Below are 24,186 nucleotides of genomic sequence, written 5' to 3' on the forward strand. Positions count from 1 at the left end.
TACCCTCGTTGCTACTCTCCGGAAACCCCGCGGCTTATCGGCGAAATGAACGGCGTGCTCCACGTTCCGCCGACGAAGAACGAAGACTGGTTGGGACCCTGGTTATTTGTCTGCGTGGCTGGCTGGTCCGCCTGAATGATGCCGCCGGACAGCGCCAGCCCGCGCCCGGCATAGGAGGCGATGCCGGAAAGCCAGATCTTGTACTTCGCCGAATTCGCTTCGGCCTTGTCGATTTTCGCCACACCGTTCGAAATGCTCGCCTTGAGTTCGGCCCCGTCGATCGGCAGCGTTCCGTCGGAGACATCGGCGAGCGCGAAGAACCCGCCCTGTTCGTTGTGTTTGAGAAACGCCGGCAAATTGAACCGGCTCAACGCGCCCTGGCCGAATTTCGCCGAAACCGAGCCGTCGGCGTTCTCGAAAATGGAATCCCAGGTTCTGCCCGGCCCCTTGAGGATGACCGAAACGGTTCCCGTGCCGATCGGCACCAGTCGCGTCATTCCGGCTGCGGTGCCAAAAGCCCCACCATCGATGTCGGAGGCGAGCAGCCTGATCTCGACCTGTGTGCCTCCCGGCTTGCGGTCGAAACGAAGACTGCTCTGGATGTTGCCGCCAAAGGCCGATGCATCGGAAATATCGAAGACGGCAAGACCGTTCTTGACCTGGGCGGCGGCGGCGACGTCGGCAAGCTGGATGGCGCCTGCGGTGGCCTGCGCTGCCGACAGTCTGAGATCGAGATCGATCCGGTCGGCCACGCTTATGTCGATTTCGCCTGGGCCGGCGCCGTCCGTAGGCGCCAGGGGTGTGAAGGCGGAGAGAAACGACCGCAAGTCGAGCGTCTCGAAGGCGAGCGTACCGGCGATCACCGGCCGCGCCTCGCCAAAGGAGAAGTCCAGCGCACCCATTCCCGGATTGTCGTCCAGGGCGATCTCGGTGTTTTCGAATTTAATGCGGCCGGAGGTCGCCGTGACCTTGCTGGAAACAGAAACCGAGCCGATTGCCGCGCCCGGCGCGATGCCGGCCCGCGACCATTCGAGCACGCGCCTGAGCGAGGGTGCGGCAAATTTCGCCTGGCCGTCGAAATAGGCGTTCTCGGACATGCTGGCCACGCCGTCGAAGGAAAAATTGGCAGGGGCCGCCTTGAAGGAAAGCGTCATCGGCGCCGCACCGCCCCCAAACAGCACCAGCGGGTTCGACGATGCGGCATCCACGGCGACGCTTTCGCCACGCCAGATTCCGGTCGCCGACAGCGTCGCATTGCTGTTCATTGCGGCCCAGTTCGCCTGTCCGCTCAGGCTGCTCAGTATCTCAGCGTCCTTACCATCGACGGAGGTCACCACGCGGCCGTTCCTGAACTCTACTGTGCCGAACGGATCAGCCGGCAGCTTGCTCAGGTCCGGCTTGGCTGGATTGGCGCTGACCACGGCGCGGGCGATGTCGATGGAACGCGTGATGCGCCCGCCTGAAGGCAGGGCGGGCAGGAAAAACCCATGTGCTGCGCGTTGAACCCTGATCGTCGGCCGGATCAGCCGCGCCGTCGAGAACACCACATCGCCGCGCAATGCCGCCATGGCCGAGAGATTGACCTCGACCCGTTCGGCCTCGATCACAGGCGGCGCGTCGCCCTCTGTCCATTGCGAAAGCGTCACGTCGGTCAGGATGGCCCGGAAATTCGGCCACACCTCGATCCGCGGGGCGCCGTCAATGGTGACCCTGAAACCGCTCCACGCACTCATTTCCCAGGCGATGCGGTCGCGCACGATGCGCGTCGAGGCGACGAGCGGCAGGGCGGCAACGGCCAGCGCAATGACGAGCACGGCAACGCCGATCGCCCATATTCCGCGCCGGATCAAAGGTGATGACATGTCGCCCGTATGCTTCCGTTCCGACCAAATCGCCCGACGGGTGTAACCCCAGTCGTCACTACGACTTAGGGCTGACGCATTTCAAGTCTTTATGGCCCGGCGATGGCATTTGCGCACATCCGCGTCGCTTGGCCGAACAAAATCTTGCTCTGCTGCGCCGCGATATGCATAAGCGATCCGTCGCCAAAATGCGCAACCTTTTGGGATAACGACATACATAAAAACAAAAGTCTAAGGCGCGTCGCGTGAACTCTTCAAACGTGACGTGCTTTAAGGAGGAACGATGATGGCTGGCGACGCACCGCTCTGGGCACCTGCGAAAGACCAGGTCGAGGCCGCGCCGATGACTGCCTTCATGCAGGCCGCCGCGGCCGGAACCGGCAAGGATTTCTCCTCCTACGCGGATCTACATCGTTGGTCGATCGACGATCGCGAGGCATTTTGGAGCCTGGTCTGGGAGTTTTGCGGGATCGTGGGCGACAAGGGCGCCAGTAGCGGCGAGCGCGTGCTTGTCGATGGCGAAAAAATGCCGGGCGCCGCGTTTTTTCCCGACGCGAAGCTGAACTTCGCCGAGAACCTGTTGAAGAAAACCGGGCTCGGTGATGCCATCGTCTTTCGCGGCGAGGACAAGGTCGAGCGCCGGCTTTCCTGGAACGAGCTGCATGCGCTGACCTCGCGGCTGCAGCAGCTTTTCCTGTCGCTTGGGGTGAAACAGGGCGACCGCATCGCCGCCATGATGCCCAACATGCCGGAAACCGTCGCGGCAATGCTGGCGACAGCCTCGATCGGCGCCGTCTGGTCGTCCTGCTCTCCCGATTTCGGCGAACAGGGCGTGCTGGACCGGTTCGGCCAGATCGAGCCTGTCGTCTTCATCGTGCCCGACGGTTACTGGTACAATGGCAAGGCGATCGAAGTCGCCGACAAGATCGCGGCCGTTGCGGCAAAGCTCGTCACCGTCCGCAAGATCCTGATCGTCGACTATCTCGGCACGTCGACCGATGTGGCGGCGACCATCGAGAAGGCGACTGCGCTGGACGAGGCGCTCTCATCCTTTGCCGCCAAGCCCGTCACCTTCGAACGGTTGCCGTTCGCGCATCCGCTCTACATCCTGTTTTCTTCCGGAACGACCGGCATTCCCAAATGCATCGTCCATTCGGCCGGCGGAACGCTGATCCAGCATGTCAAGGAAGAACGGCTCCACGCCGGCCTGCTCGACGGCGACCGCTTCTTTTATTTCACCACTTGCGGCTGGATGATGTGGAACTGGCTGATGTCCGGCCTGGCGTCGGGCGCAACCCTTCTGCTTTATGACGGGTCGCCCTTCTATCCCGACGGCAACGTGCTGTTCGACTTCGCCGACGCCGAGAAGATGACCTATTTCGGCACCTCGGCCAAATTCATCGATTCCGTGCGCAAGGCCGGCCTCAGACCGATCAAAACGCATGATCTTTCGAGCGTGCGCACGATCTCCTCCACCGGTTCGCCTCTGTCGCCCGAGGACTTCCGCTTCGTCTATGACGGCATCAAGAAGGACGTGCATCTCGCCTCGATTTCCGGCGGCACCGACATCGTCTCCTGCTTCGTGCTCGGCGTGCCGACCGAAAAGGTATGGACCGGAGAGATACAGGGGCCTGGCCTCGGCCTCGCCGTCGATGTCTGGGACGACGACGGCCACCCGCTCAGGCAGGAAAAGGGTGAGCTTGTCTGCACCAAGGCGTTTCCGGCGATGCCGATCGGCTTCTGGAACGATCCCGAAGGCAAGAAATACCACGCAGCCTATTTCGAGCGCTTCGACAATGTCTGGTGCCACGGGGACTTCGCCGAATGGACCGCTCATGGCGGCCTGATTATCCATGGCCGCTCCGACGCGACGCTCAACCCGGGCGGGGTGCGGATCGGCACGGCGGAGATCTACAACCAGGTCGAGCAGATGCCGGAAATCTTGGAAGCACTGTGCATCGGCCAGGATTTCGACAACGACGTGCGGGTTGTGCTGTTCGTGCGGCTGGCTGAGGGGATGCAACTCGGCGCGGAGCTGGAAAAACGCATCCGCGCGAAAATCCGCAGCGGCGCGAGCCCCCGCCACGTGCCGGCTAAAATCGTCGCCGTCGCCGACATTCCACGCACCAAATCGGGCAAGATCACCGAGCTGGCGGTGCGCGACGTGGTGCATGGCCGCGCTGTCAAGAACAAGGAGGCGCTGGCCAATCCCGAAGCGCTCGAGCTGTTCCGCGACCTGCCGGAACTGGCCGACTGAGCAAACAAGCCGGCGGTGCCATGCGACTTAATAGGCCCGGCCGAGCATGGTTAACGAAATATCTCGCTTGAATTTACCTAGAATTGATGAGTGGTACACATTGGTAAATTTTTCGCGGCGCCGGTAAGGTTTTGTTAAGGGCCGGCATCGATAGTCGTGCGTAACTTGAGGGAGAAATCCCGTTCCTCTAAATCCCCAGAGGATCTGAATTCGCTCAAGCCCCGTTGTAACAGCAATCCAATCATTCAAGGCGTCCTGGTGGACGCCTTTTCTTTTGGAGCATCGGACCCAAAAGTGGGCACCGGTTTGGGAAAATCCGATGCTCAAACAAAAGGATAGAGCGGCGACACGGACGACTGCAAGTCCGCCGCTCTAATCTGCGAGCACGCGGGTCGACGGGAAAGCGACTTCGACCAGCGTGCCCTCGCCGGGCGTCGAGTTGATGGTGAACCGGGCCCGGTTCGCCTCGACCATGGCCTTGGTCAGCGGCAGCCCGAGACCGGTGCCGTCGCCGCGCCCGCGCTTCAACGCGTTGATCTGCTTGAACGGCTTGAGCGCCTGCTCGATCTCGGACTGGCTCATGCCGATACCGGTGTCGCGCACGCGCATGACGACGTCGCCGGAGATCTCGTAAGCTGTCGATACGATCACCTGGCCGCCGGCCTGCGTGTAACGGATGGCATTCGACAGGATGTTCAGTGCGATCTGGCGCACGCTGCGCAGATCAGCCACCACCTCCGGCAGCCGAGAGGCGAAGCTGGAGCGGATGATGACACGTTCGCGGTTGGCTTGCGGCTGCATCATTGCCACCGTCTCGGACAGCGTGTCGTTAAGCGACACCGCCTCATAGGCCATCTCCTGCTGGCCGGCCTCGATTTTCGAAATGTCGAGCAGATCGTTGACCAGGTCGAGCACATGATTACCCGACCGGTTGATGTCGCGCAGATAGTCGCGGTAACGGTCATTGGCGACCGGCCCGAATTTCTCGTCGACCATCAGCTCGGAAAACCCGATGATGGCATTGAGCGGCGTGCGGATCTCGTGGCTGATGCGGGCGAGGAAGTCGGTCTTTTGCGAGGAGGCGCGCTCGGCCACGGCGCGCGCCTGGGTCAGATCCTCTTCGGCCCGCTTCCATTGGGTGATGTCGCGCACCACCGCGCAGAAGCCGCTATCGTTGGGCAGGCTGCCGATGGTCATGAACAGCGGAATGAAGCGCCCCTGCGCCTCGCGTCCAATCACCTCGCGGCCGTCGTTGAGCACGCTCGCCACGCCGGGCTCGGACAATCCGTCGAGATAGTCTCGCGCGGCGCGCTGGCTTTCGATCGCGAACAGCGAGACGAAGGGCTTGCCGTTCACCTCGTCGCTGTCGAAACCGAACAGCGCTTCGGCCGGGCGGCTGATCGAGCGGATCGTTCCGTCTCGGCTGATCAGCACGACGCCGTCGGTCGCGGTGTCGATGATGGTGCGCATCTCGGCGATGCGTGCCTTGAGCTCGGAAGTGTCCGGCTGCGTCTGGTCCTCGGCGGCGGCATGCGGAATGGCTGCTGCCTCGTCGTCGCCGGAACGGCGCACGACCAGCATCAGCGCCTTGCCGCCACGCCACGGAACCGAACGCAGAATGGCCTCGATCGGGAACTCCTGACCGTCATGCGTCTTCAACCGGAGCGCGTGATCGGTTCCGTCGGAGGCGCTGTCGTCGTAAGGATCGGCAAACAGCGCGCCGAGGCCACCGGCATCCTCCAGATCGTCGAGCGTGTCATAGCCGGTCAGGCTGAGGAATTCCTCATTCGCATAGTGGAGATCGTCGCCGGAATGGATGAGCAGGGGCACCGGCAGTTTGCCGAGGATCGAAGTGTCCGGAGCCTTGCTGCCATCTACGGTCGAAAAAGCCGATGGCACGAAACCTTCGAGCTTGAGCGGCGGCACCTGCAGGCGTGGCCGCTCGATCGGCGCTGGCACCACGTCGCCAACATCGCCGATGTGATCGGTTGACGAACGGGTTTCGACGTCATCGGACGGCGCCCAATCCTCGCTGTCTTCTGCGTCACGGAAATCGGCAGCCGTCATGCTGTCGTCGTCTTCGGCGGCGGTCGATCGACTGCCCGTGTCGGTGGGCTCGACTACCTCTTGCGCCGCCTTGTCCGGCTCCGAAACCGGCGCACCATCGCTATTGTCGGCGACATAGTCCCGGTCGGCGTAGTCGAGCAGCGAGCCTGAGATGCCGGACACGGTTGCTTCCGGCTGCTCGCCGTCGAGCCTCGCGACATCCTTCTCGTCTTCGACATCGGTTTCGGACGGTTCTGCCGCAGCCGGTTCCGCCGACATTGCAGCATCGGGCTGTTCGGTCGGGGGATTGTCCTTCTTGAGCCGCTCGCCGATCTCACGGAATGCACTGCGTTCCAGCGTCGACAGGCCTTTGTCGTTGGCCGGCTGCCTGTGCTCAGCCAACCGGATCACCTTGTCGGCAAAGCGCCGCTCCGGCTTCGGCACGATGGTCAGCGCCGGCACCTCGCCCTGGAACGGGTCGGTTTCGTCAGGCGTTTCGGCTACTTCCGGCTCGACGGCTGCGGGAGCCTCGGCATTAGGGACAAGCGCCATACCGATCGCTTCCGGATCGACCACTGCATCGCCGGTGCGGGCAACGCCGAAGCCGCGAAAACCTTCGAAGGCACGGCTGCGGCCGTAGACAGGCAGCGCCGCCAGGTCGACGGGAATCTTGAAATCGGTGCCGGCAACCGGCCACAGCACCGAGCGGCCGGACCAGGTGTCGCGTCGGTCGAGCAGGTCGGCGATCTCGCCGGACGCATCGAGGTCGAAGGTGGCCGCGACGTCCCTGAAACGCCGGCCGATCACATCGGCGGCAGGCTTGCCGACGAGTTCTGCGAATTCCGGCGACAGCGCACTGAACCTGCCTTCGGCGTCGGTGCGCCAGACGAAACGCAGGGGCGGCGCCGCGCGGTCGATCGGGGAGATGGCACGCTCAGTCGGGGAGGCGGCCCTGATGGCATCCTGTGCGGACCTTTCCGCCGAAGCATCCGCCTCGACATGTCCGGACGCATCCGGTCCCGGATTTTGCGCCTCATCCTCGCTGGCGCTGAAATACCAATGGTCATGCTGTGGAGGCATTCCGCCGGCCGCTTCCGGACCCTGCTCGGTCGAATCGGGCGCGGTTGAATCAGGTCTGGTCGAATCAGGTCTGGTTGAAGCTGGCCCGGTCGAATCGGGAAGGTCGTGCTCCGCCGACACCGAAGTGTCTTCGCCGGCTGCCGGGACTGTCTGTGCTGCCGTATCCAACTTCGCGACTGTTGCGGGCGCTTTGTCCTGTTCTGCTTTTGGCGGGACTGCGGCATCGGCCGCCGCCGCACCGATTTCTCCTCCCGCGCTGCGCTCGCCAGCAGAGCCTGCTTCGGAGTCAAGCCGGTTCTCGTCGATCACCACCAGCAGGTGCCGCTCGTCCGTCAGCCGGGCGAGGCCGGCCGGATAGGAAGTGGTGCCGCCTGGAACGAGGCGTTTGACGATGCGGTCGTTCTCGTTCGCCACATCGGTCACAAGCGCTGCCAGCGTTTCGGGCAAGATGCCGAGCGCCGAAAAACCGTCGGAAGCGGCCTCGATGTTGCCCTTGGCATCGACGAAGGCGATGAAATGACCGTCTTCGGTAAAGCCGCTGATGGCCTGAGCGGCGATCTCAGCGCTGCGCGAGCCAGTCTGTGCCGCCGGCACCGCCAGCATGATCGCTTTTTCGCCGTCAGGCATTGTCACCGCGCTGGCCAGAAAGCCAACCGCGCGGCTGGTCAGTCCGGTTGCCAGCCGCACCGTGATGGCGCGGTCGCGGCCGATCTGTGGAAAACCGCTTGTCGCCATGATCTGGCGCCTGGCGATCAGCGGCAAGCCTGTCGAGGCGCCGATGATGGCCTCGATGTCGGTGTAGCCGAACACCGCTGCCCCTGGTCCGTTGGCCCAGATCACCTGTTCGAGGTCTGCCGACAGAAGGGCGATCGCGTCGCCGGCGGCAAAGCGCTGGCGGACCGCGTCGAGCACGGCGACGTCGAGGAAGGAGTAGTTTTCGGACGGCATGCGCTTTGGGAACCCTCACAGAGCGGCAGTTTGCGGTTAACGCTTTGTTAATAAAAGCCGACGGCGCGAAGGTCCACAAGCCATAGCGTGCAACCGCCGGAATCTCTGGGCTCGTGGTTAACGTTGGGAGCGAAATTGTATGGTGCGCTGCAACAAAGATATTGCAATGCACAAAATTTGCCTTTATATTGCCATCATACATGAACGAGACGGCTTTCTGTCGAAGCCGCTGCCGCTGCAAAGGATGGAATATGTCCAGGACCAAGACCGCTGAAAATGTCGAATTCCCTAGCTTCGACGCTTCCAAAGCCACCGACCAGATCCGCGCTTTCGCCGAAAAGGGCGTCGAGCAGTCGAAAGAGGCCTATGCCAAGCTGAAGACCGGCGCCGAAGAGACCCAGAAGGCTCTGGAGTCGACCTTTGAGACCGCCAAGACCGTTTCCAACGACCTGTCGCTCAAGACCATCGCCGCTCTGCGCGCCAATACCGAAGCCGGCTTTTCGCATTTCGAAGCGCTGATCGGCGCCAAGTCGCTGTCGGAGGTCGTTGAACTGCAGACCGCGTTCCTGCGTAAGCGCGTCGAGATGACGGTCGAGCAGGCAAAGGATTTCCAGTCCGTCGCCTCCAAGGCGGCCGAGGACGTCTCCAAGCCGATCAAGACCGCCTTCGAGAAGGCGATGAGCGAAATCAAGGCCGCCTAATATTTGCGCATATTTCGAAGATGCAACAAAAGGTCGCATTTCTTCGAACAGGATTATGTGAGATATAGTGGTCATGCGAATACCCGGCGGGTGGAACCTCCTCCCTCTGCTCTCCGGGGTGACCAGCCAGCACCTCCTCCCGCTGGCTCGTAACAGGAAAAGGCCGGCACCTCCTCCCGCCGGCCTTTTTCTTTGCCCGGCGAAATACGATGTCGATGCCGGAGCACTCTTTGCCGACAGCGCTGCGCGTCCTCTTGGACGCGCAAAGCACGCTGTAGAACTTTGGATTTTGCGCATGATCCTTTCCGAAAATCGATTCTGATTTTCGGGGCCATGCGCGGCCAAAAGCCTTGAATTAAACTCCGATAGCCCGTATTGACGCATCGCCGAACGACAGAGCGGGTTCCGGAGAATGAACGTTCCACCCGCTCCCGCTCAGGCAAACGTGCCGTTGTAGCTCAGATGGTTAGAGCGCCGGATTGTGGATCCGGAGGTCGCTGGTTCGATCCCAGCCAACGGTACCACTACTGTCCTCAATAAATTCAACCTGCTGGCGGATGGGGTAGGGGCCGCCACGCCTCGACGGAGCCATCGTCGGAAAATGGCTGACCCATTGCAGGGCATTCTACACAGCGGAATTACCGCCACGTACTTCGTTTGCATGTTTCGATTCCATTAGCTTGAGCGCATGGATTCGCCAGCCAGGCGACGACTCCCCAGTGCTCGCTGGTCAGGCCCAGCGGCCTCTAGCTGCCAGTCCCCCCACGCAACCAAGCCGCTGGGCCGTCCCGCCGGAGCGAAGTGCGTTGTCTCGCACATTAGCAACCTTCGGAACTGCCGGGCGCTATGCCGCGTTAATCTTCTGAATCGGAAGATAACTGTGCACAAAAAAGACTATAGAACGAACAGAGCCGATTATGCGATTGCCGCGAAGCATGGCGGAGCAACCGCTAATGGCGATGAGTTGCCGGCGAGAACAAAGAAATCGCTGTTGGTAAGGGATCGGCGATCCGCCAAATTGGCCGCTAATCCGTCGAAAAGCGCGCTAGACCCGAACCCGAAAACGCGCGGTTAGCGCGTCCGGCGCTGGCCTTCGTTCCAAACAAAAAGCCCGCCGCGCACTTCGGCACGGCGGGCGTCTGTCCGAAGAGTTCGTGTCAGTCGTAGACCTTCACAATCTTGCGGGTGGATGGGTCGACCAGGACGGTTCGGCCATCTACGACGACGTAGCGGTATTGAACGTCCGGCACCTCGTAAAGCTCGACTGTATCGGGCAGAGCTGTGCCGATGTTGAGCTCCACGCCGAGAAGGCTGATGGATGCCATCGGTTTCTTTTTCACGTATTCCCGAATCACAGTATCCTGCTCGGGTTGAATGATGACGTCCTGAGCGGCGGCGGCGCTGACGCCAACAAGAAGAAGGATGCCTGCCGCGGCCGAGGAAAGTTGCTTTCTCATATTACCTCCAAGCAAACTCCGCTGTGGCGCTTCATTGCTGCCGCGACGGATTGCTTAGCTTGAACGGTGTGGAGCAATTCTTGTTCCACTGGCAGTGCGCGAATCCGCTTACACAAACGCGCGCCCGCTCAAGGCAGCAAGCCATCCTGACAGGTATTTCGGGAACGATTGTCGAGACAGGGCGGGCAGGCACCGGGGTAACATAATGGCAAAAAAAGCCAATCAACGGCTGCACTCGGATTGTGGATCCGGAGGTACGCGGCCGCTCTGCCTATGTGTCAGCCGCTATCGTCGCCTGCAACCATTGTGTGATGGCATCGAAAGCGATCGGTTTGGTCGTGTCGACGTCAAACAGCGGTCCGCGCCGCAGCGGCTCGGCGCGCTTGGCCAGTTCTATCAGTTCGGGGATGTAGGCCGCTCCCGGATGGCCGGCGGGACGCTGGTCGAGCCGTGCGCGATAGCGCTCGGCAAGAACCTCGCCGGGAGCATGACACCAGATTTCGGCGGTCTGCTCGACGCCGGCCCTTCGCAGGTGATCCTCGAGCACCTGGCGCGGCTGGAAGCCGAACCAGGCGTCGACGACAAATATGGTGCCCGCCGGAGCCTCGCCGACGACCGACCAGATGGCTTGGTAACTGGCGCGGCCGAGCGTCCGGTTGAATTCGCGATCACCGCCGCCGAGCACTTCGAGGAACGGGTTCTTGATGGTATCGAGCGCGAGCAACGGCCAACCCATGCGCTCGGCGATACCGCACGAGACCGTGCTTTTGCCGCTGGCGGGGATGCCGTTGACGAGCACGGCGCGCCGGCTGGGCACGGCGCGCCTGGCGGGCACGGCACGCCGGCCGGGGTTGAGCCGGGCAGATGGCAAGGACACGGGCGCGACTGCCTTCGTCGCGAGCGCTTGCAGACCGGCGCCGATGACGCCTGCGTCGTCGCCCAGTTGCGCCGGTTCCACCGGGCATTGGTACCACGGAGCCAAGGCGGGAGCCCTGGCAAGCGCCCGGTGGGCCGCCAGGCCAAGTCCGCCGCCGAGCAGCACCAGGTCGGGGGCGAACATGGCGACGGTCGTATCGATTGCCGCACGCAGCGGCCCGGCCCAGGCTTCCAGTATGCCGCGCGCCAGCGCGTCGCCGCCCGCATCGCGGGCAAAAAGCTGATCGACCGAAACATCCCGTCCGAGGCCTGCCCGCGCGATGTGACGGCCAAGCGCCGTGCCTGAGCTGGCGGTTTCAACGCAGCCGCGCCGGCCGCACACGCACGCTTCGCCTGACATGTCGACGGTGATGTGGCCGAGCTGCCCCGCCGTCCCCTTGCCGCGGACCATCCGCCGGTCGTGGACCACGGCACCGCCAATGCCGGTCCCGATCGTGAACATGACGATGCTTTCATGGCCTCTGGCGGCGCCGAGAGCCATCTCCGCGATCAGTGCCATGTTGCAGTCATTGTCAATCACCACGGGCTTGTCCGCCAGGCTTTCCAGTCGTTGCGCCAGGGAGACAGAGGCGAGGTTGACATAGCCTCCGGACAAGACTGCGCCAAGCTGCGCATCGACGCGTCCGGGGACGCCGATGCCGATGGCCGCAACTTCGGGAGCATCGAGCCGGCGCACCATTTCGCCAATCCGGGACAGCACAAGCTCCGGGTCCGGCGCGCTTTTCTCGGAAATGCGGTCGAGGATTTCGCCCGTGCCGGAAATACGGGCGGCGCGCAGATTGGTGCCGCCGATATCGATTCCTATGGCCATCGAACTGGAGCCTGTTCCATTTCGACTAAACCGAAATAGGGCTCTATCTTGCTGTTTGACCATGATCTTCTCCGAAAACCGGTCCCCACTTTTCGGGATCATGGCTGGAGGCATGACGTCCTGTGCGTGCCTGGTGTGAACGCCGGATAGCTACAGCGCCGCGCATCCCGGTGCACAAAGGACGCTGTAGTATTTTGGTTTGTGCATGATCCATTCCGAAATCGATTACGATTTTTGTTTTCGCTGACCTTCGGTTCGGGGTCGTGCGCTAAGCGGCTTTCTGCCTGTAGTTTCCGATCACCGCCTGAAGCTCGCGCAATCTCGACACTGAGATGGTCTTAAGCCTTTCCCGCTGAATGTCACGGTCAAGCGAGATGCAATCCTTCCACAGCGACCGGCCGGCGATGACGCCTGACGCGCCGTTCCTCATCGCGATCTCGACCTGGCCCAGGAAGGTTGCATGGTTGACGCCGGCGGAGAGGACCGCCCATGGCACCTCGCCAGCCATGCTGCTGATCCTGGCACAGGCTTCCGGCGTTCCGGGATAAGGAAGCTTGAGCACCTTCGCCCCGCATTCCAGCGAAATCCGGGTGCCCTCTTCGACAAGCCAGGGGATCTTGGCTGTATAGTCTTCAAGGCTTTCCCCTTCGACCTGATAGGTCAGGAACTCGACGACGAGCAGGAGGTCCTCTTGCGCGAAGTCGGCGATGCATTGGCGCAGAATGGCGACATTGTGCTCATTCGCCTCAGGCCTGTCAGCCCTGAGATAGATCATGATCTTGCCGCCGGTGCCGCCGAGCTCCCGGACGCGGCGCGCGCCGATGCCGGGAACGAGGCGCGACAGGCGGTAGCCGGCGGGCGAGACGTCGAAGCCCGAGGCATCGAGGCCGATGAGCAGAGCCGTATCGCGGTTCAGCACCCCTTCATCGACCACCCGCGGCACTGCGCAGAGCGGGTCGAGCAGCACGCAGGATGCTTGGCTGGCGAGGTATCGCGTGATGTCCGACTTGGTGTCGCCGAGCATGTCGTTGGTGATCTTGGCCTGTTCTGCAGGGTCCACCGCAAGCAAGGTCCGCATGCCACCGCGCTGGTCACAGGCGATGGCCATGATGGCCCCGTCTTGGCCGCATATCTGCTGGTAGCCGCGCAACTCTGCGGTCGTCATCTTTGTCATGGTCTTCTGTCCGATGTTGGCGCCCATTCAGCAGGGCGCAGATCCGTGGAACAAGAAAGGTTTAGTTTTTACCTGCCCGTCGGCAGGAGGTTTGCCGCTTTGATGCACTATCGAACCGAGAAATTTGGCCTTAGCCCGCAATTCATCGTGGAAACGAGCCCACGTTGCGAGTCAGCCGATTTTGCGCGATAACTCCATCGTTGTTGGGTCTGTAACACATTGCTGAAAGGAATTGCAACTGCCTGTCCCTCCCGCACAAGATGCAGCCGCATCGCGGACGATGCTGCATACGGTCGCCAAACTGCACTACGAGGCTGAGATGTCGCAGGTCGATATCGCGCGGCGGCTTGGTGTCTCAACCGCGACCATATCGCGCCTCCTGCAGCGGGCGAGAGCAGAGGGCATCGTGAGGATCGAGGTTCTCGACCTTGCAACCCCCGAAGGCATCACCACGCAACTGATCGAGGGACTCGGACTTCGCGACGCGGCGGTCATCGAAACCCCGGCAGCCGGTGCGCTGACGGCCCTCGCTGCGCCGCTCGGCGCCTTGATCAAGCAAGCGGAGTTGACGGCCGGCTCGGTGGTCGCCATTGGCTGGGGGCGAGCCATTCGCGAGGTGATCCAGGCAGGCCTGCCGCGCATTCCCGGCGTTCTGACCGTCGCTGCCACCGGCGGCATGCAGCAGCAGGCGCCGCATTTTCAGATCAACGAGTTTGTGCGGCTCGCCGCCGAAGAGTTCGGCGGGACGCCGCATTTCATCCATGCGCCCTATCTGCCGTCCTCCGAATTGCGTGGGGTCTTCCTCGGCGATGCGACCATCCGCGACAGCGTCGCGCTTTGGGACCGGACCGACGTTGCGATCGTCGGTATCGGCCTGCCCCATGCCATCAATCCGCCTGAGGCGAGCGCGGCCACGCTGAGCGAACAGGCCCTGTTTCATGCGGCTGGAGACGTCATTCGCCATTATTTCGACGCCGAAGGTAACCTTATCCCGTGGGAAGGGGAGAGCCGAATGATCGCGATGTCGCCGGCCCAGCTTCGAGCCGTCCCCCTGGTGATCGGCGTTGCCGCCTCGCCGGAGAAAGCGACGGCCATCATCGGTGCCGTCCGCGCCAGGCTTATCAACGCTCTGGTAACGGACACGAAGACGGCCCAGGCCATCCTCGAGGCCCTCTTGCCCCGATAGTTGCGGGCACGCCGATGCGTGACCTCGGCACACCTGATCGATCCAAACTGATTGACACCAAACGCGGCTCGCGAGCCCGCCGCCGCGAAATGATCAGTTGTGTCCCCAAAGAGTTGGGGCAATAGTCTACGTGAGGGCCCGGCGGGGCAGACAGATGGTGACCGGTTCGAAAGCGTTTCGATACCGGAAATACCCAGTTGCAATTTATTTCAGCAAAGTGTTACAACCTTGCGGCTAGGCACGCATGCGCGTCGAGCGGCGCTGTTCCCTGCATCTTGCGGAGGCTAGGAACGGGACTGCGCATCAGGCTGGTCGGTTTCGACTGGCTGATCTAATTTGGGGGCGCTCGGGAGGAAAGCTGCCCATAACAGCAAGCAGGCGAAACCCGCCTCTCGCCGCCAGCACTTCACATAGCCGGAACGAATTGACAGCCATTCCAATGTCGATCGCAACGGCAAATCTGCCCACACATGAGGAGGATGTTAATGAAGAAGATTGTTGCCGCCCTGGCGGCTCTCGCCATCTGCGCAACGGCGCTGATCACGCCCGCTTTGGCGCAGGACAAGAAGTTCACCGTTGCGCTCGTTCCGGGTCTCACCACCGACGGCTTCTACATCACCATGCGCAAGGGAGCCCAGGCGGCAGCCGATGCCCTTGGTGTGACCCTGGTTTTCCAGGGCGCCCCGGATTTCAATCCGGTAACGCAAGTCCCCGTGCTTGACGCGGTCATCGCCAAGAAGCCCGACGCGATCCTGATCGCGCCGACCGACAAGGTGCAATTGGTCGAGCCGCTGCGCAAGGCCAATGATGCCGGCATTCCGGTGATCACTGTGGACACTTTCATTGGCAGCGGCGTCTACCAGACCGGCGCCGGCGAGGCGGATTTCCCACTGTCCTATATTGCCTCAGACAACATTCTGGGCGGCGAGATCGCCGCGCGGGCATTGGCCAAGGCCATAGGCGACAAGGGCAAGGTTTACGTTTCGAACGTCAAACCTGGCATTTCGACCACCGACCAGCGTGAAGAGGGTTTCAAGAAGGAGATGGCGGCCAACCATCCCGGCATCACCGTGCTCGAGACCCAGTTCAACGACAACGACGCCAACAAGGCCGCCTCGCAGCTGCAGGCTGTGTTCGCGCGCAATCCCGATCTCGTTGGCGTGTTCGGTGCAAATCTGTTCTCGGCGCTCGGCGCGGCGAATGGCGTCCAGCAGGCCGGGCAGACCGGCACAGTCAAGGTCGTGGCGTTCGACGCGCCGACCAGCATTGTCGACAATATCAATACTGGCCTTGTCGACGTAGCGATTGCTCAGCATCCCGCGGAGATCGGCTATTTCGGCGTCGTGTCGGCCTATGCCCATCTGACCGGTCAGTCGATCCCGGTTGCGATCGGCACCGGCTTTACGATCATGGACAAGGCCAACATCGCCGACCCCAACATCTCGAAGTACCTCTATTCCGAATAAGTCCAGCAGGTCTCCTTCCGGCCTGCCGGAAGGAGACCTGCGCCGGGTCCATTTGACCCTGTTTGACAGAGGCCGCGCTGCGGATCGGAACCATTCATGACTTCAACATCACCAACCGAAACGCATGTCGCTCCTCAGGCGGATCACGGTGACCCGGCCAGGAGCTGGCTCGCACGCATCGCCGAGGGACGCGCCTGGCTGTTCCTCGCCGGCCTGATCATCTGTTTCGAGGTTTGGTCGAGGCTCTCCTTCGGCGCGACCTTCGTGCTCAACCCGTTCAACGTACAGTCCATTGCGATATTTGCCGTGGCGCCGTTGCTGCTGGCGACCGGGCAGACCTTCGTCATCATTTCGGGAGGCATCGACCTCTCGCTGGGCTTCATCATGGGTCTCGCGGCCGTCGTCGCGGCCCACGCCACGAATATGGCTGGCGACGCCATGCCGGTGCCTCTGGCCATGATGTTGGGCATTCTGGCGGCCGTGCTTGTCGCCGGCGTGCCTGGCCTAATCAACGGCTTGCTGATCTCGCGCCTCAGAATTCCACCCTTCATCGGGACGCTTGGCATGTTCGGCGTGGCGCGCGGCGCTGCGTTCCTGCTGGCCGGCGGCACGACAGTGCCGGTCCAGAATTCCTGGTTCGCGCTGCTTGGCAACGGCAGGCTCTACGGTGTCCCCTATCTCGTCATCATCGCCGCCGTCTTCGTCGTCGTGATGCACTACATCCTGAGTCAGACCCGGTTCGGCCAGCACAACTACGCTATCGGCGCCAATGTGCAGGCGGCGCGTCGCGCCGGCATCGACATCAGGGGCCACATCCTACGCCTCTACGTGCTTTCGGCGATGTGCGCCGGCCTCGGGGGCGCGCTCTATGCAGCGCGCTTTACCGCGGGCGCCGCCCAGGCCGGCGAACCCTTGCTGCTCGACAGCGTCGCAGCCGTGGTGATCGGCGGCGCCAGCCTGTTCGGTGGCTCCGGCACCATCTTCGGGACGGTCGCCGGCGCCCTGGTGATCGCGGTCATTCAATACGGGCTGGTTTTCGTCAATGTCGAGCCGTTCTGGCAGTTCATCGCCGTCGGCCTCGTCATCATTATCTCCGTCCTTATCGACCAGGCGCAGCGCCGGTTCAGTGGAGCTCGCCAGGATGAATAGTTCCGAACAAACCACCCCCCTTCTCGAAGTCCGACACCTTTCCAAGCATTTCGGTGCGGTGCAGGCGCTGAACGATTTCTCCATGGCCGTGCGGCCGGGCGAAGTGGTGGCACTGGCGGGCGACAACGGCGCCGGCAAGACGACGCTGATCAAGGCGATATCGGGCGTCTTTCAGCCGACCGGCGGTGAAATTCTGCTGAGAGGGCAGCCGGTGACGTTCGCGACGCCGCAGGAGGCGCGCGAAAAAGGAATCGAGACCATTTACCAGGATCTCGCTCTCGCCGACAATTTGTCCATCGGCGCCAATATCTTCCTCGGCCGGGAACCCATGCGCAAGGCCTTCGGTTTCTTGCCGGTGCTCGACCGCAAGGCCATGGCCGTCGCCGCCAAGCAGACCATGGGACGGCTGGATTTCCATGTCAGCCGGCTCGACGCCCCGGTCAGCAATTTCTCCGGCGGTCAACGCCAGGCCGTCGCCATCGGCCGGGCCGTCTATTGGGACGCGCAGATCCTGATCATGGACGAACCGACCGCAGCTCTTGGCGTCCCGGAGCAGCGCAAGGTCATTTCGCTCATCCACCAACTCAAGGCGCAAGGGCGGGGCGTGATCTTCATCTCGCACAATCTGCAGGATATTTTCGCCGTTTCCGACCGCATCGTCGTGCTGCGCCGCGGCGTTCAGGCTGGCGAGCGCAAGATCTCGGAAACCAACCATGACGAAGTCGTCAAGCTCATGGTTGGCGGATAAGCCGAACTTTTCGATTATTGAAACAGCTCACTTGCCGAGGGACTCAGCTTCCTGGGCCGCCAGCAGGCAACTCTTTGGCGAGAAGCGACCCGCGGCAAGATCGCCGGCATAGGCTATCGCGCCTAGCTGCTCAGCACCTCGATGCGCTCGGTCGATTCCCGGTGAAGTATGCTCGCCCCGATGATGATGATACGCCATACAGATGCGCTCGGCGGAGCGGAAACAAGCAGGATGGCGAGCAGAGTCGACATTGCCTGAGGATGTCACTATATAGCGGCGGCTTTGGCCGCGTGCCCTAGGGGTGCGCAGCGAATGGCACCGCAAACGTGCCACGTATTGTGACACCAATTGTCATACAAATTGACTGGAATTCCGGAAAAAAGCAAGTAGAAACAATGGTGCGATCCGGGACATGATCCCAGCCAACGGTGCCAGTCTCCTCAAGAAAATAGAATCTCCTCAAGAATTAGAATGTGCTCCTTGAACCTTCGATTCACGTCAGCTCTGTGGAGCTTGGGCAAGATCGGCTTGCCGGACGACGACGACTCGGTTGGAATGGGACCGTGCATCTTTTCGGGGATACCGGCGTTTATGATTACCAACCGGCGCAGCCGCCAGGGAACAGCAGCATGAGCGAACACGCGATCGAGTTCTTGCAAGGGTGGATCGGCGAAAAGGTCCACTGCCAGCCCTCGCTGGACAGGATCGAGGAGCAGGCCGAGACCCTCGCCAGGGAATGCGCCGCCAAAGCGGCTGAAGCCGGCATACCGCTGGAGGATATCCAGGAAGAGGTCGGCGACATTCAGGAGCTTATAGCGTCGAAGCTGGAAGAGGCGGCTGAGGCCGACCAGGACGAAAAGAATTCGGACAAGCCTGCCGAGTGACATGCCGACCCGGCGAAAGCTATTTACCAGGCTCAACCATTTCCACGACTTGTGCGACGCATGACACGCCACAGTCCTACTTCCCCTGACTCGCCCCGAATTTGCCCTTGAGCCATGCCTTCGGCAGCGCCGGCACGAAATTGCCGTCGCGCCCGGTCATGTCGTCATTGGCGACCAGCGCATTGAGGATCGCTTCCTCCACACTTTCGATCACGGCGTCGAAGAACGGATCGATGTCGGTATCCGGGATAAAATCGGCGCTGGCGATGCGGCCTGACGGCGCCAGCGCCGCCTCGCGGTTGGCGGTCGAGAAGGCCAGGAAAATGTCGCCCGAGCTGTGATAGCCGAACCCGCCGGTTATGGCGACGCCGAGCGGCACCCGGCGCGCCAGCCGCTTCATCTGATGCGGCAGCAGCGGCGCATCGGTGGCGACGACCCCGATGATCGAACCTTTCTCGGCCCGCGGCGTGCTCTCGCGGATCGCCGGTTCTACGAGATCGGGCCCGGCACGCAGGCCGCGAATGGTGAAATTGCTCCGCTTGCCGAAATTCGCCTGCACCAACGCGCCGACCGTGTAGCGCCCGCCGTGCCATTCGACGAGGCGCGATGCCGTGCCGGAGCCCGCCTTGAAACCGAAGGCGATCATGCCGGTGCCGCCGCCGACGCTGCCTTCCTCGATCGATCCGCTGGTCGCGCCATCGAGCGCCGCGGCAACATGTTCGAACCTGAGATGGTGGCCGTTGATGTCGTTCAGGAAACCGTCATAGGTTTCGGCCGCCACCGGCAGGCCCCAGCCGCTGTCGAGCGCGGCCGGCAGCACGCGCTGCATCCAGCGCAGCGTTGCGTCGCGTGAAACGCCGCAGGAATGCGTGTTGGTGATGGTGATCGGGAAATTGAACGCACCTGTCTCCTCGATGATGTGCGAGCCGGTCAATTCGCCATTGCCGTTCTGGCTGAAGATGCCGGCAAAGACCGGCGTGGCGAGATCGGCGCGCGGTCTCGGCAGGATAGCGGTCACGCCGGTGCGCACCGGTCCCTTGCCGACCACCAGCGCACCTTCGCCCGAAATCAGCGTCGAATAACCGACCGCAACGCCAGCCACATCGGTGATGGCGTTGAACGGCCCGGGCGTCCCGTCAAAACTTATGCCGAAGGCTCGCGCCCGCAGCCTGCCGGAAGGCGTCGTCTGGTGATGATTGTCGGTCATGCGGGCTCAGAAATCATAGGTACTCAGAAACCATTGCACTCAGAACAGGGAGCCTTGATTGCCAGGCTCCTTGGCTTTGGCGGCCGGCTTAGCAGTTGTTTTCGGCCGTGCGGCACCGCTGGTCGCAACCGCATCGGCAGTCCCGTCGGCAAACTCTAGCGAAAGTGCCATACCCGGCACCACTTCCGCAGCTTGCTTGATCACCGCGCCGTCGGCGTCTTTCACCAAGGCGAAGCCCCGCGCCAGCACCGCCTTGTGCGATAGCGTCGCCAGCAGCCGGTCGGCCTGGGTCAGTTTCCCGCGCAGGCGGTCGAGCCGTACGGAAATCACCCGGTCCTGTCGCCGCGACAGCGCCGCCAGCGCATCTGCCTGCAATTTCTGCCGTCTTGCGATCGGCGCCGGCGACAGCCGCGCCGCGGTTCGCGAAAACTGCGTTCGCCGCTCGCGCACGATGGCGAAGAACGCCGCTTGCGCGCGGGCGAGGTCGCGGCCGGCCAGCGTGCGGGCCTCGTTCATGCGTCGCGACAGGGTAGCCGGCGTAAGCCGCTGTGCCTGAAGCCGTGCTCGCTTGCGTTGGACGCTGACGGACAGCGCCCGGCCAAGCCGGCTCGTCGCCTCGTCGAAACGCCGGCGCGGCAGCGCCAGCAACTGGTCGGGCGAGGGCAGCGCCCTGGCGGCGGCACGGACCGCCTGGCGCTTGCGCTCGAAATTGCGCGATGCCGCGGTCTTGAGCCGCGCACCAAGGCCGGCAAGCGTCGCTTCGAGGTCGACTTTGACCGGCACGGCGATCTCAGCGGCACCCGTCGGTGTCGGCGCCCGCACATCCGCCGCCAGGTCGATCAGCGTCCAGTCCGTTTCATGGCCGACAGCGGAGATCACCGGAATGCGCGAGGCGGCGACGGCGCGGGCCAGCCCCTCGTCATTGAACCCCCAAAGGTCCTCCAGGCTGCCGCCGCCGCGCGCCACGATCAACAGGTCGGGGTGCGGAATAATGCCATCCTGCGTCAGTGCGTTGAAGCCCTTGACGGCGGCTGTCACTTCGGCGCCTGCCGTCTCGCCCTGCACCCGCACCGGCCAGACAAGCACGTGCAGCGGAAACCGGTCCTTGATCCGGTGGATGATGTCACGAATGACGGAGCCTGTCGGCGAGGTGACGACGCCGATGACGCGCGGCATGAATGGCAGCAAGCGCTTGCGGCCGGCATCGAACAGGCCTTCGGCCTGCAGCCGGCGCTTGCGCTCGTCCAGCAGCGCCATCAGCGCCCCGGCGCCGGCCGGCTCCAGATTGTCAATGACGATCTGGTAGTTGGACTTTCCAGGATAGGTGGTGAGCCGGCCGGTGGCGATCACCTCCATGCCCTCTTCGGGGCGGAACTTCAGCCGGTTCATTGTGGTCTTCCAGACCACGGCGTCGAGCCGTGCACGGTCGTCCTTCAGGCAGAAATAGGCATGGCCGGAGGAGTGCGGCCCGCGATAGCCTGATATTTCGCCACGCACCCGCACATTGCCGAAGACGTCCTCGACCGTGCGCTTCAGCGCGCCGGAAATCTCGCTCACCGTGTATTCAGTGGCGTTGGTGCGTGATTCGGATGCTGCGTCGCTCATTGGCCGATTGGGGGGCGGTTGTGCGTCCGCGTCAAGACGTGCTCGGTGCCGACCCAAATTGCGGGGTCTTTCACCAGCCCGGCAAGATCTGGTTCGGCTTGGTCCGCTTTATCTTCGAAAAAGCGAGTGCTGCGAAGTCGAAGCTCCCCGTCTCTTCGCCGAGCGGCACGGAAATATTATCGAGGCTTTCCGAAATGTGGCGGGCCAGCGCGTCGACGATCTCCGGCCGCGACGTCTGGCCGCGCATGATGCCGATGCGGCAATCGGGCAGCGCGCCGAACCCGTCGGCGTCGCCCAGAACCCGCATGCCGGGCCGCAGCGCACATTCCGGCAGCACCGAGATGGCCAGGCCGGAAAGCACCGCGGCGGTGATGACGGTTGCCGAGAAGCTGGTGAACAGGATGCGGTAGTCGCGGTTCTGCCGGTCGAGCACGTCGACGGCAGCCCGCCGCCAGATGCAGTTCGGGCGGCCGAAAGCCATCGGCAATGTGTCCTGCTCATGTGTCGCGTGGTTGGCCGAAGTGACCCACAGCAGCGGTTCGCGCCGCACCACTTCCGACTGGCCGTGCGCGTCATTATGCGTCACCAGCGCCAGATCGAGATTGCCGCGCTTGATATGCTCGACCAGCCCCGGCGTCGGCTCGCAGATGACGGTCAGCTCGACACGTGGATTGGAACGGGCGAAGCGGGCCATGATCTCGGGCAGGAAGCGATCGGCATAGTCGTCCGGCGTGCCGATGCGGATCGTGCCTTCGAGCCGCCGGTCGTCGAAGGCGGCCAGCGTTTCCCGATTGAGGAACAGCAGCCGTCTTGCGTAGGAGAGCAGCCTGTCGCCGTCCTCGGTCAGCCTGTTGGTACGCCCGTCCTTTTCGAACAGCGGTTTGCCGATCCGCTCCTCCAGCCGGCGCATCTGCATGGACACCGCCGACTGAGTCCGATGCACCTCTTCTGCCGCGCGGGTAAAGCTGCCGGTGTCGACAATCGTGACGAAGGTCTGCAACTGATCGAGATCGAGTGGCGCTTTCATCGGTCCAATCCATCACTGCTGTTGATGCTAAAGATTAGAAACATTCGTTGGATTAATCAATCGAACGATGGCAAATTTACGATTGTCCACATCAAGGCAATGCATGTCGCCTAAGAGTGGTGACCGGTTTTAGGACGACGACATGCATCTTGTAAGTGAATCGGGACCGGAACGGCCGCTGTTGCCAGCGCCGATCACCTGTCTTCGTCCGTTCGAATGAAGGAGACTGACATGGCTACGTTTGACTTCGCCACCGAGACCTCGCGCATCACGTCGCGTCCGGCTATTGCGACGCGCGTGGTCAACACCATCTCCAACGTCTATCGCGCCTGGAAAAACCGCCGCGCCTTCTATCGCCTTGGCGAGATGTCGGACGCCGAACTCGCCGACATCGGCTTGACGCGCGCCGATCTCCACGTCGCCATCGAGGTGCCGTTCGGCCGCGATCCAACCGAGAGGCTTCGCATCATCGCGGCCGATCGCACAGACACGATAGAGGATATTGCCCGCAAGGTGGCCTGATCGCGTTGTTGCGTGCCCTTTCGCGTGCTTTGCGCGTCTAAAGGGCGCACGGCGCCAGGATTTTGCAGGCTCCCACTCCCTGCCGGTTCCCCCCGCCGGCCCGCCTGCACACTGCCCGGTTCGCACAAGGACCGGGCATTTTCTTTGGTCAACGCTGAAGATCAGATCTCGGCAGCCTCGTCGGGTTACCGCCGATCCATTCCCCGCTTGAACTGGTCGAAGATCGATTCAACGCCCTTCTGGTAATCGTCGCGCTGCTGCGCGCCCGTCTCGAACATCTTGCCGAACAAATCGTCGAACGGATTCCTTGGCCTGCCGCTCGGATTGGCCTGCGGCTGTGGTGCCGGGCGCTGCTGCGGCGCCTGCCGTGGCTGCGGCTGAGACTGCTGCGGCTGTTGCGCCCCGCCGCCGAACATATCCTGCAGCACCTTGCCGAGCGGATTGTCACCATAGGGGTTCTGCGTTTGTTGGGGTTGCGGCTGCTGCGCGCCGCCGCCGAACATGTCCTGCAGCACCTTGCCGAGAGGGTTGTCCATCGGGCCGGGCGCCTGGCGCTGCTGTGGCGCTTGCGCGCCGCCGGCCTGCCGCATCATCTGCTCGATAATCTCGCCGAGCGGATTGCTGCCGCCGCCGAATCCGCCTGCTGCCTGCATCTGATTTGTGGTCTGCTTGAACAGTCCGCCCATCATCATCGAAGCCACGGCCGGCAGCATCTGCTGCAAAACCTGCTGGCTGACACCGCTCGCCTGCGCAGCCTGGCTGGCAACGGCGCGGGACAGCTCTTTCGAGCCGAACAGATGGCCAAGAATGCCGTTGCCTTCATCGACGCCCTGCGGCGAGAAAGCCCGGCTTGCGTCCTCGAAATATTTGGCGTGCTGGCCACTGGCCATTGCCGTCATGAATGCGCCGAGCCCGTAAGGATCGGACGTGTTGCGCTTGAGCCCCTGTGAAAAGGCCGGCAGCAGCGCCTCGACCGCCGATAGCGTCTGCTGCTGCGAAAGCCCGAACTGTTGGGCCAGGGCCTGCATGCCGTTGCCGTTCTGAGCCTGCGCCAGAATGTCGAACAAGGAAGGCATTGGTTTTCTCCTCCGGGAAAATCCTCGCAGGAAAGCCTACCGCA

The 24,186-nt window shown here is 62.7% G+C and carries 17 protein-coding genes and 1 tRNA gene; 9 read left to right on the forward strand and 9 right to left on the reverse strand.

Annotated features, from left to right (window positions below; genetic code table 11):
* Positions 1–11 precede the first annotated feature (11 nt).
* A complete protein-coding gene (locus EN807_RS12175) occupies positions 12–1,862 on the reverse strand; it encodes an AsmA family protein (RefSeq protein ID WP_135935093.1) in 1,851 nt (616 codons plus the stop codon).
* A 286-nt stretch (positions 1,863–2,148) separates the two neighbouring features.
* Between EN807_RS12175 and EN807_RS12180 the strand changes: the two genes are divergently transcribed.
* Entirely contained in the window at positions 2,149–4,119 is a 1,971-nt protein-coding gene (locus EN807_RS12180) for an acetoacetate--CoA ligase (RefSeq protein ID WP_135935094.1), read from the forward strand.
* Between the two features lie 372 nt (positions 4,120–4,491).
* Here the strand turns inward: EN807_RS12180 and EN807_RS12185 are convergent, their stop codons facing one another.
* Positions 4,492–8,193: a PAS domain S-box protein gene (locus EN807_RS12185; protein WP_135935095.1), complete on the reverse strand. Its 3,702-nt coding sequence runs from the start codon at positions 8,191–8,193 to the stop codon at positions 4,492–4,494.
* A 251-nt stretch (positions 8,194–8,444) separates the two neighbouring features.
* On the opposite strand from EN807_RS12185, the gene EN807_RS12190 reads away from it, so the two are divergent.
* Both EN807_RS12190 and EN807_RS12195 read left to right on the forward strand, forming a co-directional pair.
* Positions 8,445–8,894, forward strand: a complete 450-nt coding sequence (locus EN807_RS12190) for a phasin (protein ID WP_135935096.1) — start codon at positions 8,445–8,447, stop codon at positions 8,892–8,894.
* Between the two features lie 447 nt (positions 8,895–9,341).
* Positions 9,342–9,418, forward strand: a tRNA-His gene (locus tag EN807_RS12195).
* Between the two features lie 633 nt (positions 9,419–10,051).
* On the opposite strand, the gene EN807_RS12205 is transcribed toward EN807_RS12195, so the two are convergent.
* From EN807_RS12205 to EN807_RS12215, 3 genes are all read right to left on the reverse strand, one after another.
* Positions 10,052–10,351 carry a DUF1236 domain-containing protein gene (locus EN807_RS12205; RefSeq protein ID WP_065010784.1) on the reverse strand — a complete coding sequence of 100 codons (300 nt, stop codon included), beginning with the start codon at positions 10,349–10,351 and terminating at the stop codon, positions 10,052–10,054.
* A 271-nt stretch (positions 10,352–10,622) separates the two neighbouring features.
* A complete protein-coding gene (locus EN807_RS12210) occupies positions 10,623–12,098 on the reverse strand; it encodes an ROK family protein (protein WP_135935097.1) in 1,476 nt (491 codons plus the stop codon).
* 268 nt (positions 12,099–12,366) lie between these two features.
* Positions 12,367–13,272 carry a tagatose-bisphosphate aldolase gene (locus tag EN807_RS12215; protein WP_135935098.1) on the reverse strand — a complete coding sequence of 302 codons (906 nt, stop codon included), beginning with the start codon at positions 13,270–13,272 and terminating at the stop codon, positions 12,367–12,369.
* Between the two features lie 280 nt (positions 13,273–13,552).
* On the opposite strand from EN807_RS12215, the gene EN807_RS12220 reads away from it, so the two are divergent.
* The 5 genes from EN807_RS12220 (at position 13,553) to EN807_RS12240 (ending at position 18,705) form a co-directional block, all read left to right on the forward strand.
* Entirely contained in the window at positions 13,553–14,458 is a 906-nt protein-coding gene (locus tag EN807_RS12220; protein WP_135935099.1) for a sugar-binding domain-containing protein, read from the forward strand.
* A gap of 485 nt (positions 14,459–14,943) precedes the next feature.
* Positions 14,944–15,924 (forward strand): ABC transporter substrate-binding protein, encoded by a 981-nt coding sequence (locus tag EN807_RS12225; protein WP_127316391.1) that lies wholly within the window; start codon positions 14,944–14,946, stop codon positions 15,922–15,924.
* A gap of 96 nt (positions 15,925–16,020) precedes the next feature.
* Entirely contained in the window at positions 16,021–17,073 is a 1,053-nt protein-coding gene (locus tag EN807_RS12230; protein ID WP_135935100.1) for a ribose ABC transporter, read from the forward strand.
* Positions 17,066–17,821: an ATP-binding cassette domain-containing protein gene (locus tag EN807_RS12235; RefSeq protein WP_095519375.1), complete on the forward strand. Its 756-nt coding sequence runs from the start codon at positions 17,066–17,068 to the stop codon at positions 17,819–17,821. Before EN807_RS12230 ends, EN807_RS12235 begins: the two co-directional genes overlap by 8 nt.
* A 629-nt stretch (positions 17,822–18,450) precedes the next feature.
* A complete protein-coding gene (locus tag EN807_RS12240) occupies positions 18,451–18,705 on the forward strand; it encodes a DUF768 domain-containing protein (protein ID WP_095519374.1) in 255 nt (84 codons plus the stop codon).
* A gap of 76 nt (positions 18,706–18,781) precedes the next feature.
* On the opposite strand, the gene EN807_RS12245 is transcribed toward EN807_RS12240, so the two are convergent.
* From EN807_RS12245 to EN807_RS12255, 3 genes are all read right to left on the reverse strand, one after another.
* On the reverse strand, positions 18,782–19,912 hold the full coding sequence (locus tag EN807_RS12245; protein WP_127316394.1) for a P1 family peptidase: 1,131 nt from the start codon (positions 19,910–19,912) through the stop codon (positions 18,782–18,784).
* Positions 19,913–19,951: 39 nt separating this feature from the next.
* Positions 19,952–21,517, reverse strand: a complete 1,566-nt coding sequence (xseA, locus tag EN807_RS12250) for an exodeoxyribonuclease VII large subunit (RefSeq protein WP_135935101.1) — start codon at positions 21,515–21,517, stop codon at positions 19,952–19,954.
* Between the two features lie 70 nt (positions 21,518–21,587).
* A complete protein-coding gene (locus tag EN807_RS12255) occupies positions 21,588–22,544 on the reverse strand; it encodes a LysR substrate-binding domain-containing protein (RefSeq protein ID WP_127316396.1) in 957 nt (318 codons plus the stop codon).
* Positions 22,545–22,775: 231 nt separating this feature from the next.
* On the opposite strand from EN807_RS12255, the gene EN807_RS12260 reads away from it, so the two are divergent.
* A complete protein-coding gene (locus EN807_RS12260) occupies positions 22,776–23,066 on the forward strand; it encodes a DUF1127 domain-containing protein (protein WP_135935102.1) in 291 nt (96 codons plus the stop codon).
* A 185-nt stretch (positions 23,067–23,251) separates the two neighbouring features.
* On the opposite strand, the gene EN807_RS12265 is transcribed toward EN807_RS12260, so the two are convergent.
* Complete coding sequence (locus EN807_RS12265) at positions 23,252–24,142, reverse strand: DUF937 domain-containing protein (protein WP_135935103.1); 891 nt, start codon at positions 24,140–24,142, stop codon at positions 23,252–23,254.
* Positions 24,143–24,186: the final 44 nt, after the last annotated feature.

This window comes from Mesorhizobium sp. M5C.F.Ca.ET.164.01.1.1 (assembly GCF_004792125.1).
Taxonomy (GTDB): Bacteria; Pseudomonadota; Alphaproteobacteria; order Rhizobiales; family Rhizobiaceae; genus Mesorhizobium; species Mesorhizobium wenxiniae.

What these genes read in the sequence shown, in the direction of transcription:
- EN807_RS12240 (WP_095519374.1), top strand. Translation starts at nt 18,451, where the DNA reads ATGAGCGAACACGCGATCGAGTTCTTGCAAGGGTGGATCGGCGAAAAG.
- EN807_RS12205 (WP_065010784.1), bottom strand. Translation starts at nt 10,351, where the DNA reads ATGAGAAAGCAACTTTCCTCGGCCGCGGCAGGCATCCTTCTTCTTGTT.
- EN807_RS12230 (WP_135935100.1), top strand. Translation starts at nt 16,021, where the DNA reads ATGACTTCAACATCACCAACCGAAACGCATGTCGCTCCTCAGGCGGAT.
- xseA (WP_135935101.1), bottom strand. Translation starts at nt 21,517, where the DNA reads ATGAGCGACGCAGCATCCGAATCACGCACCAACGCCACTGAATACACG.
- EN807_RS12235 (WP_095519375.1), top strand. Translation starts at nt 17,066, where the DNA reads ATGAATAGTTCCGAACAAACCACCCCCCTTCTCGAAGTCCGACACCTT.
- EN807_RS12260 (WP_135935102.1), top strand. Translation starts at nt 22,776, where the DNA reads ATGGCTACGTTTGACTTCGCCACCGAGACCTCGCGCATCACGTCGCGT.
- EN807_RS12220 (WP_135935099.1), top strand. Translation starts at nt 13,553, where the DNA reads ATGCTGCATACGGTCGCCAAACTGCACTACGAGGCTGAGATGTCGCAG.
- EN807_RS12210 (WP_135935097.1), bottom strand. Translation starts at nt 12,098, where the DNA reads ATGGCCATAGGAATCGATATCGGCGGCACCAATCTGCGCGCCGCCCGT.
- EN807_RS12180 (WP_135935094.1), top strand. Translation starts at nt 2,149, where the DNA reads ATGGCTGGCGACGCACCGCTCTGGGCACCTGCGAAAGACCAGGTCGAG.
- EN807_RS12255 (WP_127316396.1), bottom strand. Translation starts at nt 22,544, where the DNA reads ATGAAAGCGCCACTCGATCTCGATCAGTTGCAGACCTTCGTCACGATT.
- EN807_RS12225 (WP_127316391.1), top strand. Translation starts at nt 14,944, where the DNA reads ATGAAGAAGATTGTTGCCGCCCTGGCGGCTCTCGCCATCTGCGCAACG.
- EN807_RS12175 (WP_135935093.1), bottom strand. Translation starts at nt 1,862, where the DNA reads ATGTCATCACCTTTGATCCGGCGCGGAATATGGGCGATCGGCGTTGCC.
- EN807_RS12245 (WP_127316394.1), bottom strand. Translation starts at nt 19,912, where the DNA reads ATGACCGACAATCATCACCAGACGACGCCTTCCGGCAGGCTGCGGGCG.
- EN807_RS12185 (WP_135935095.1), bottom strand. Translation starts at nt 8,193, where the DNA reads ATGCCGTCCGAAAACTACTCCTTCCTCGACGTCGCCGTGCTCGACGCG.
- EN807_RS12215 (WP_135935098.1), bottom strand. Translation starts at nt 13,272, where the DNA reads ATGACAAAGATGACGACCGCAGAGTTGCGCGGCTACCAGCAGATATGC.
- EN807_RS12190 (WP_135935096.1), top strand. Translation starts at nt 8,445, where the DNA reads ATGTCCAGGACCAAGACCGCTGAAAATGTCGAATTCCCTAGCTTCGAC.
- EN807_RS12265 (WP_135935103.1), bottom strand. Translation starts at nt 24,142, where the DNA reads ATGCCTTCCTTGTTCGACATTCTGGCGCAGGCTCAGAACGGCAACGGC.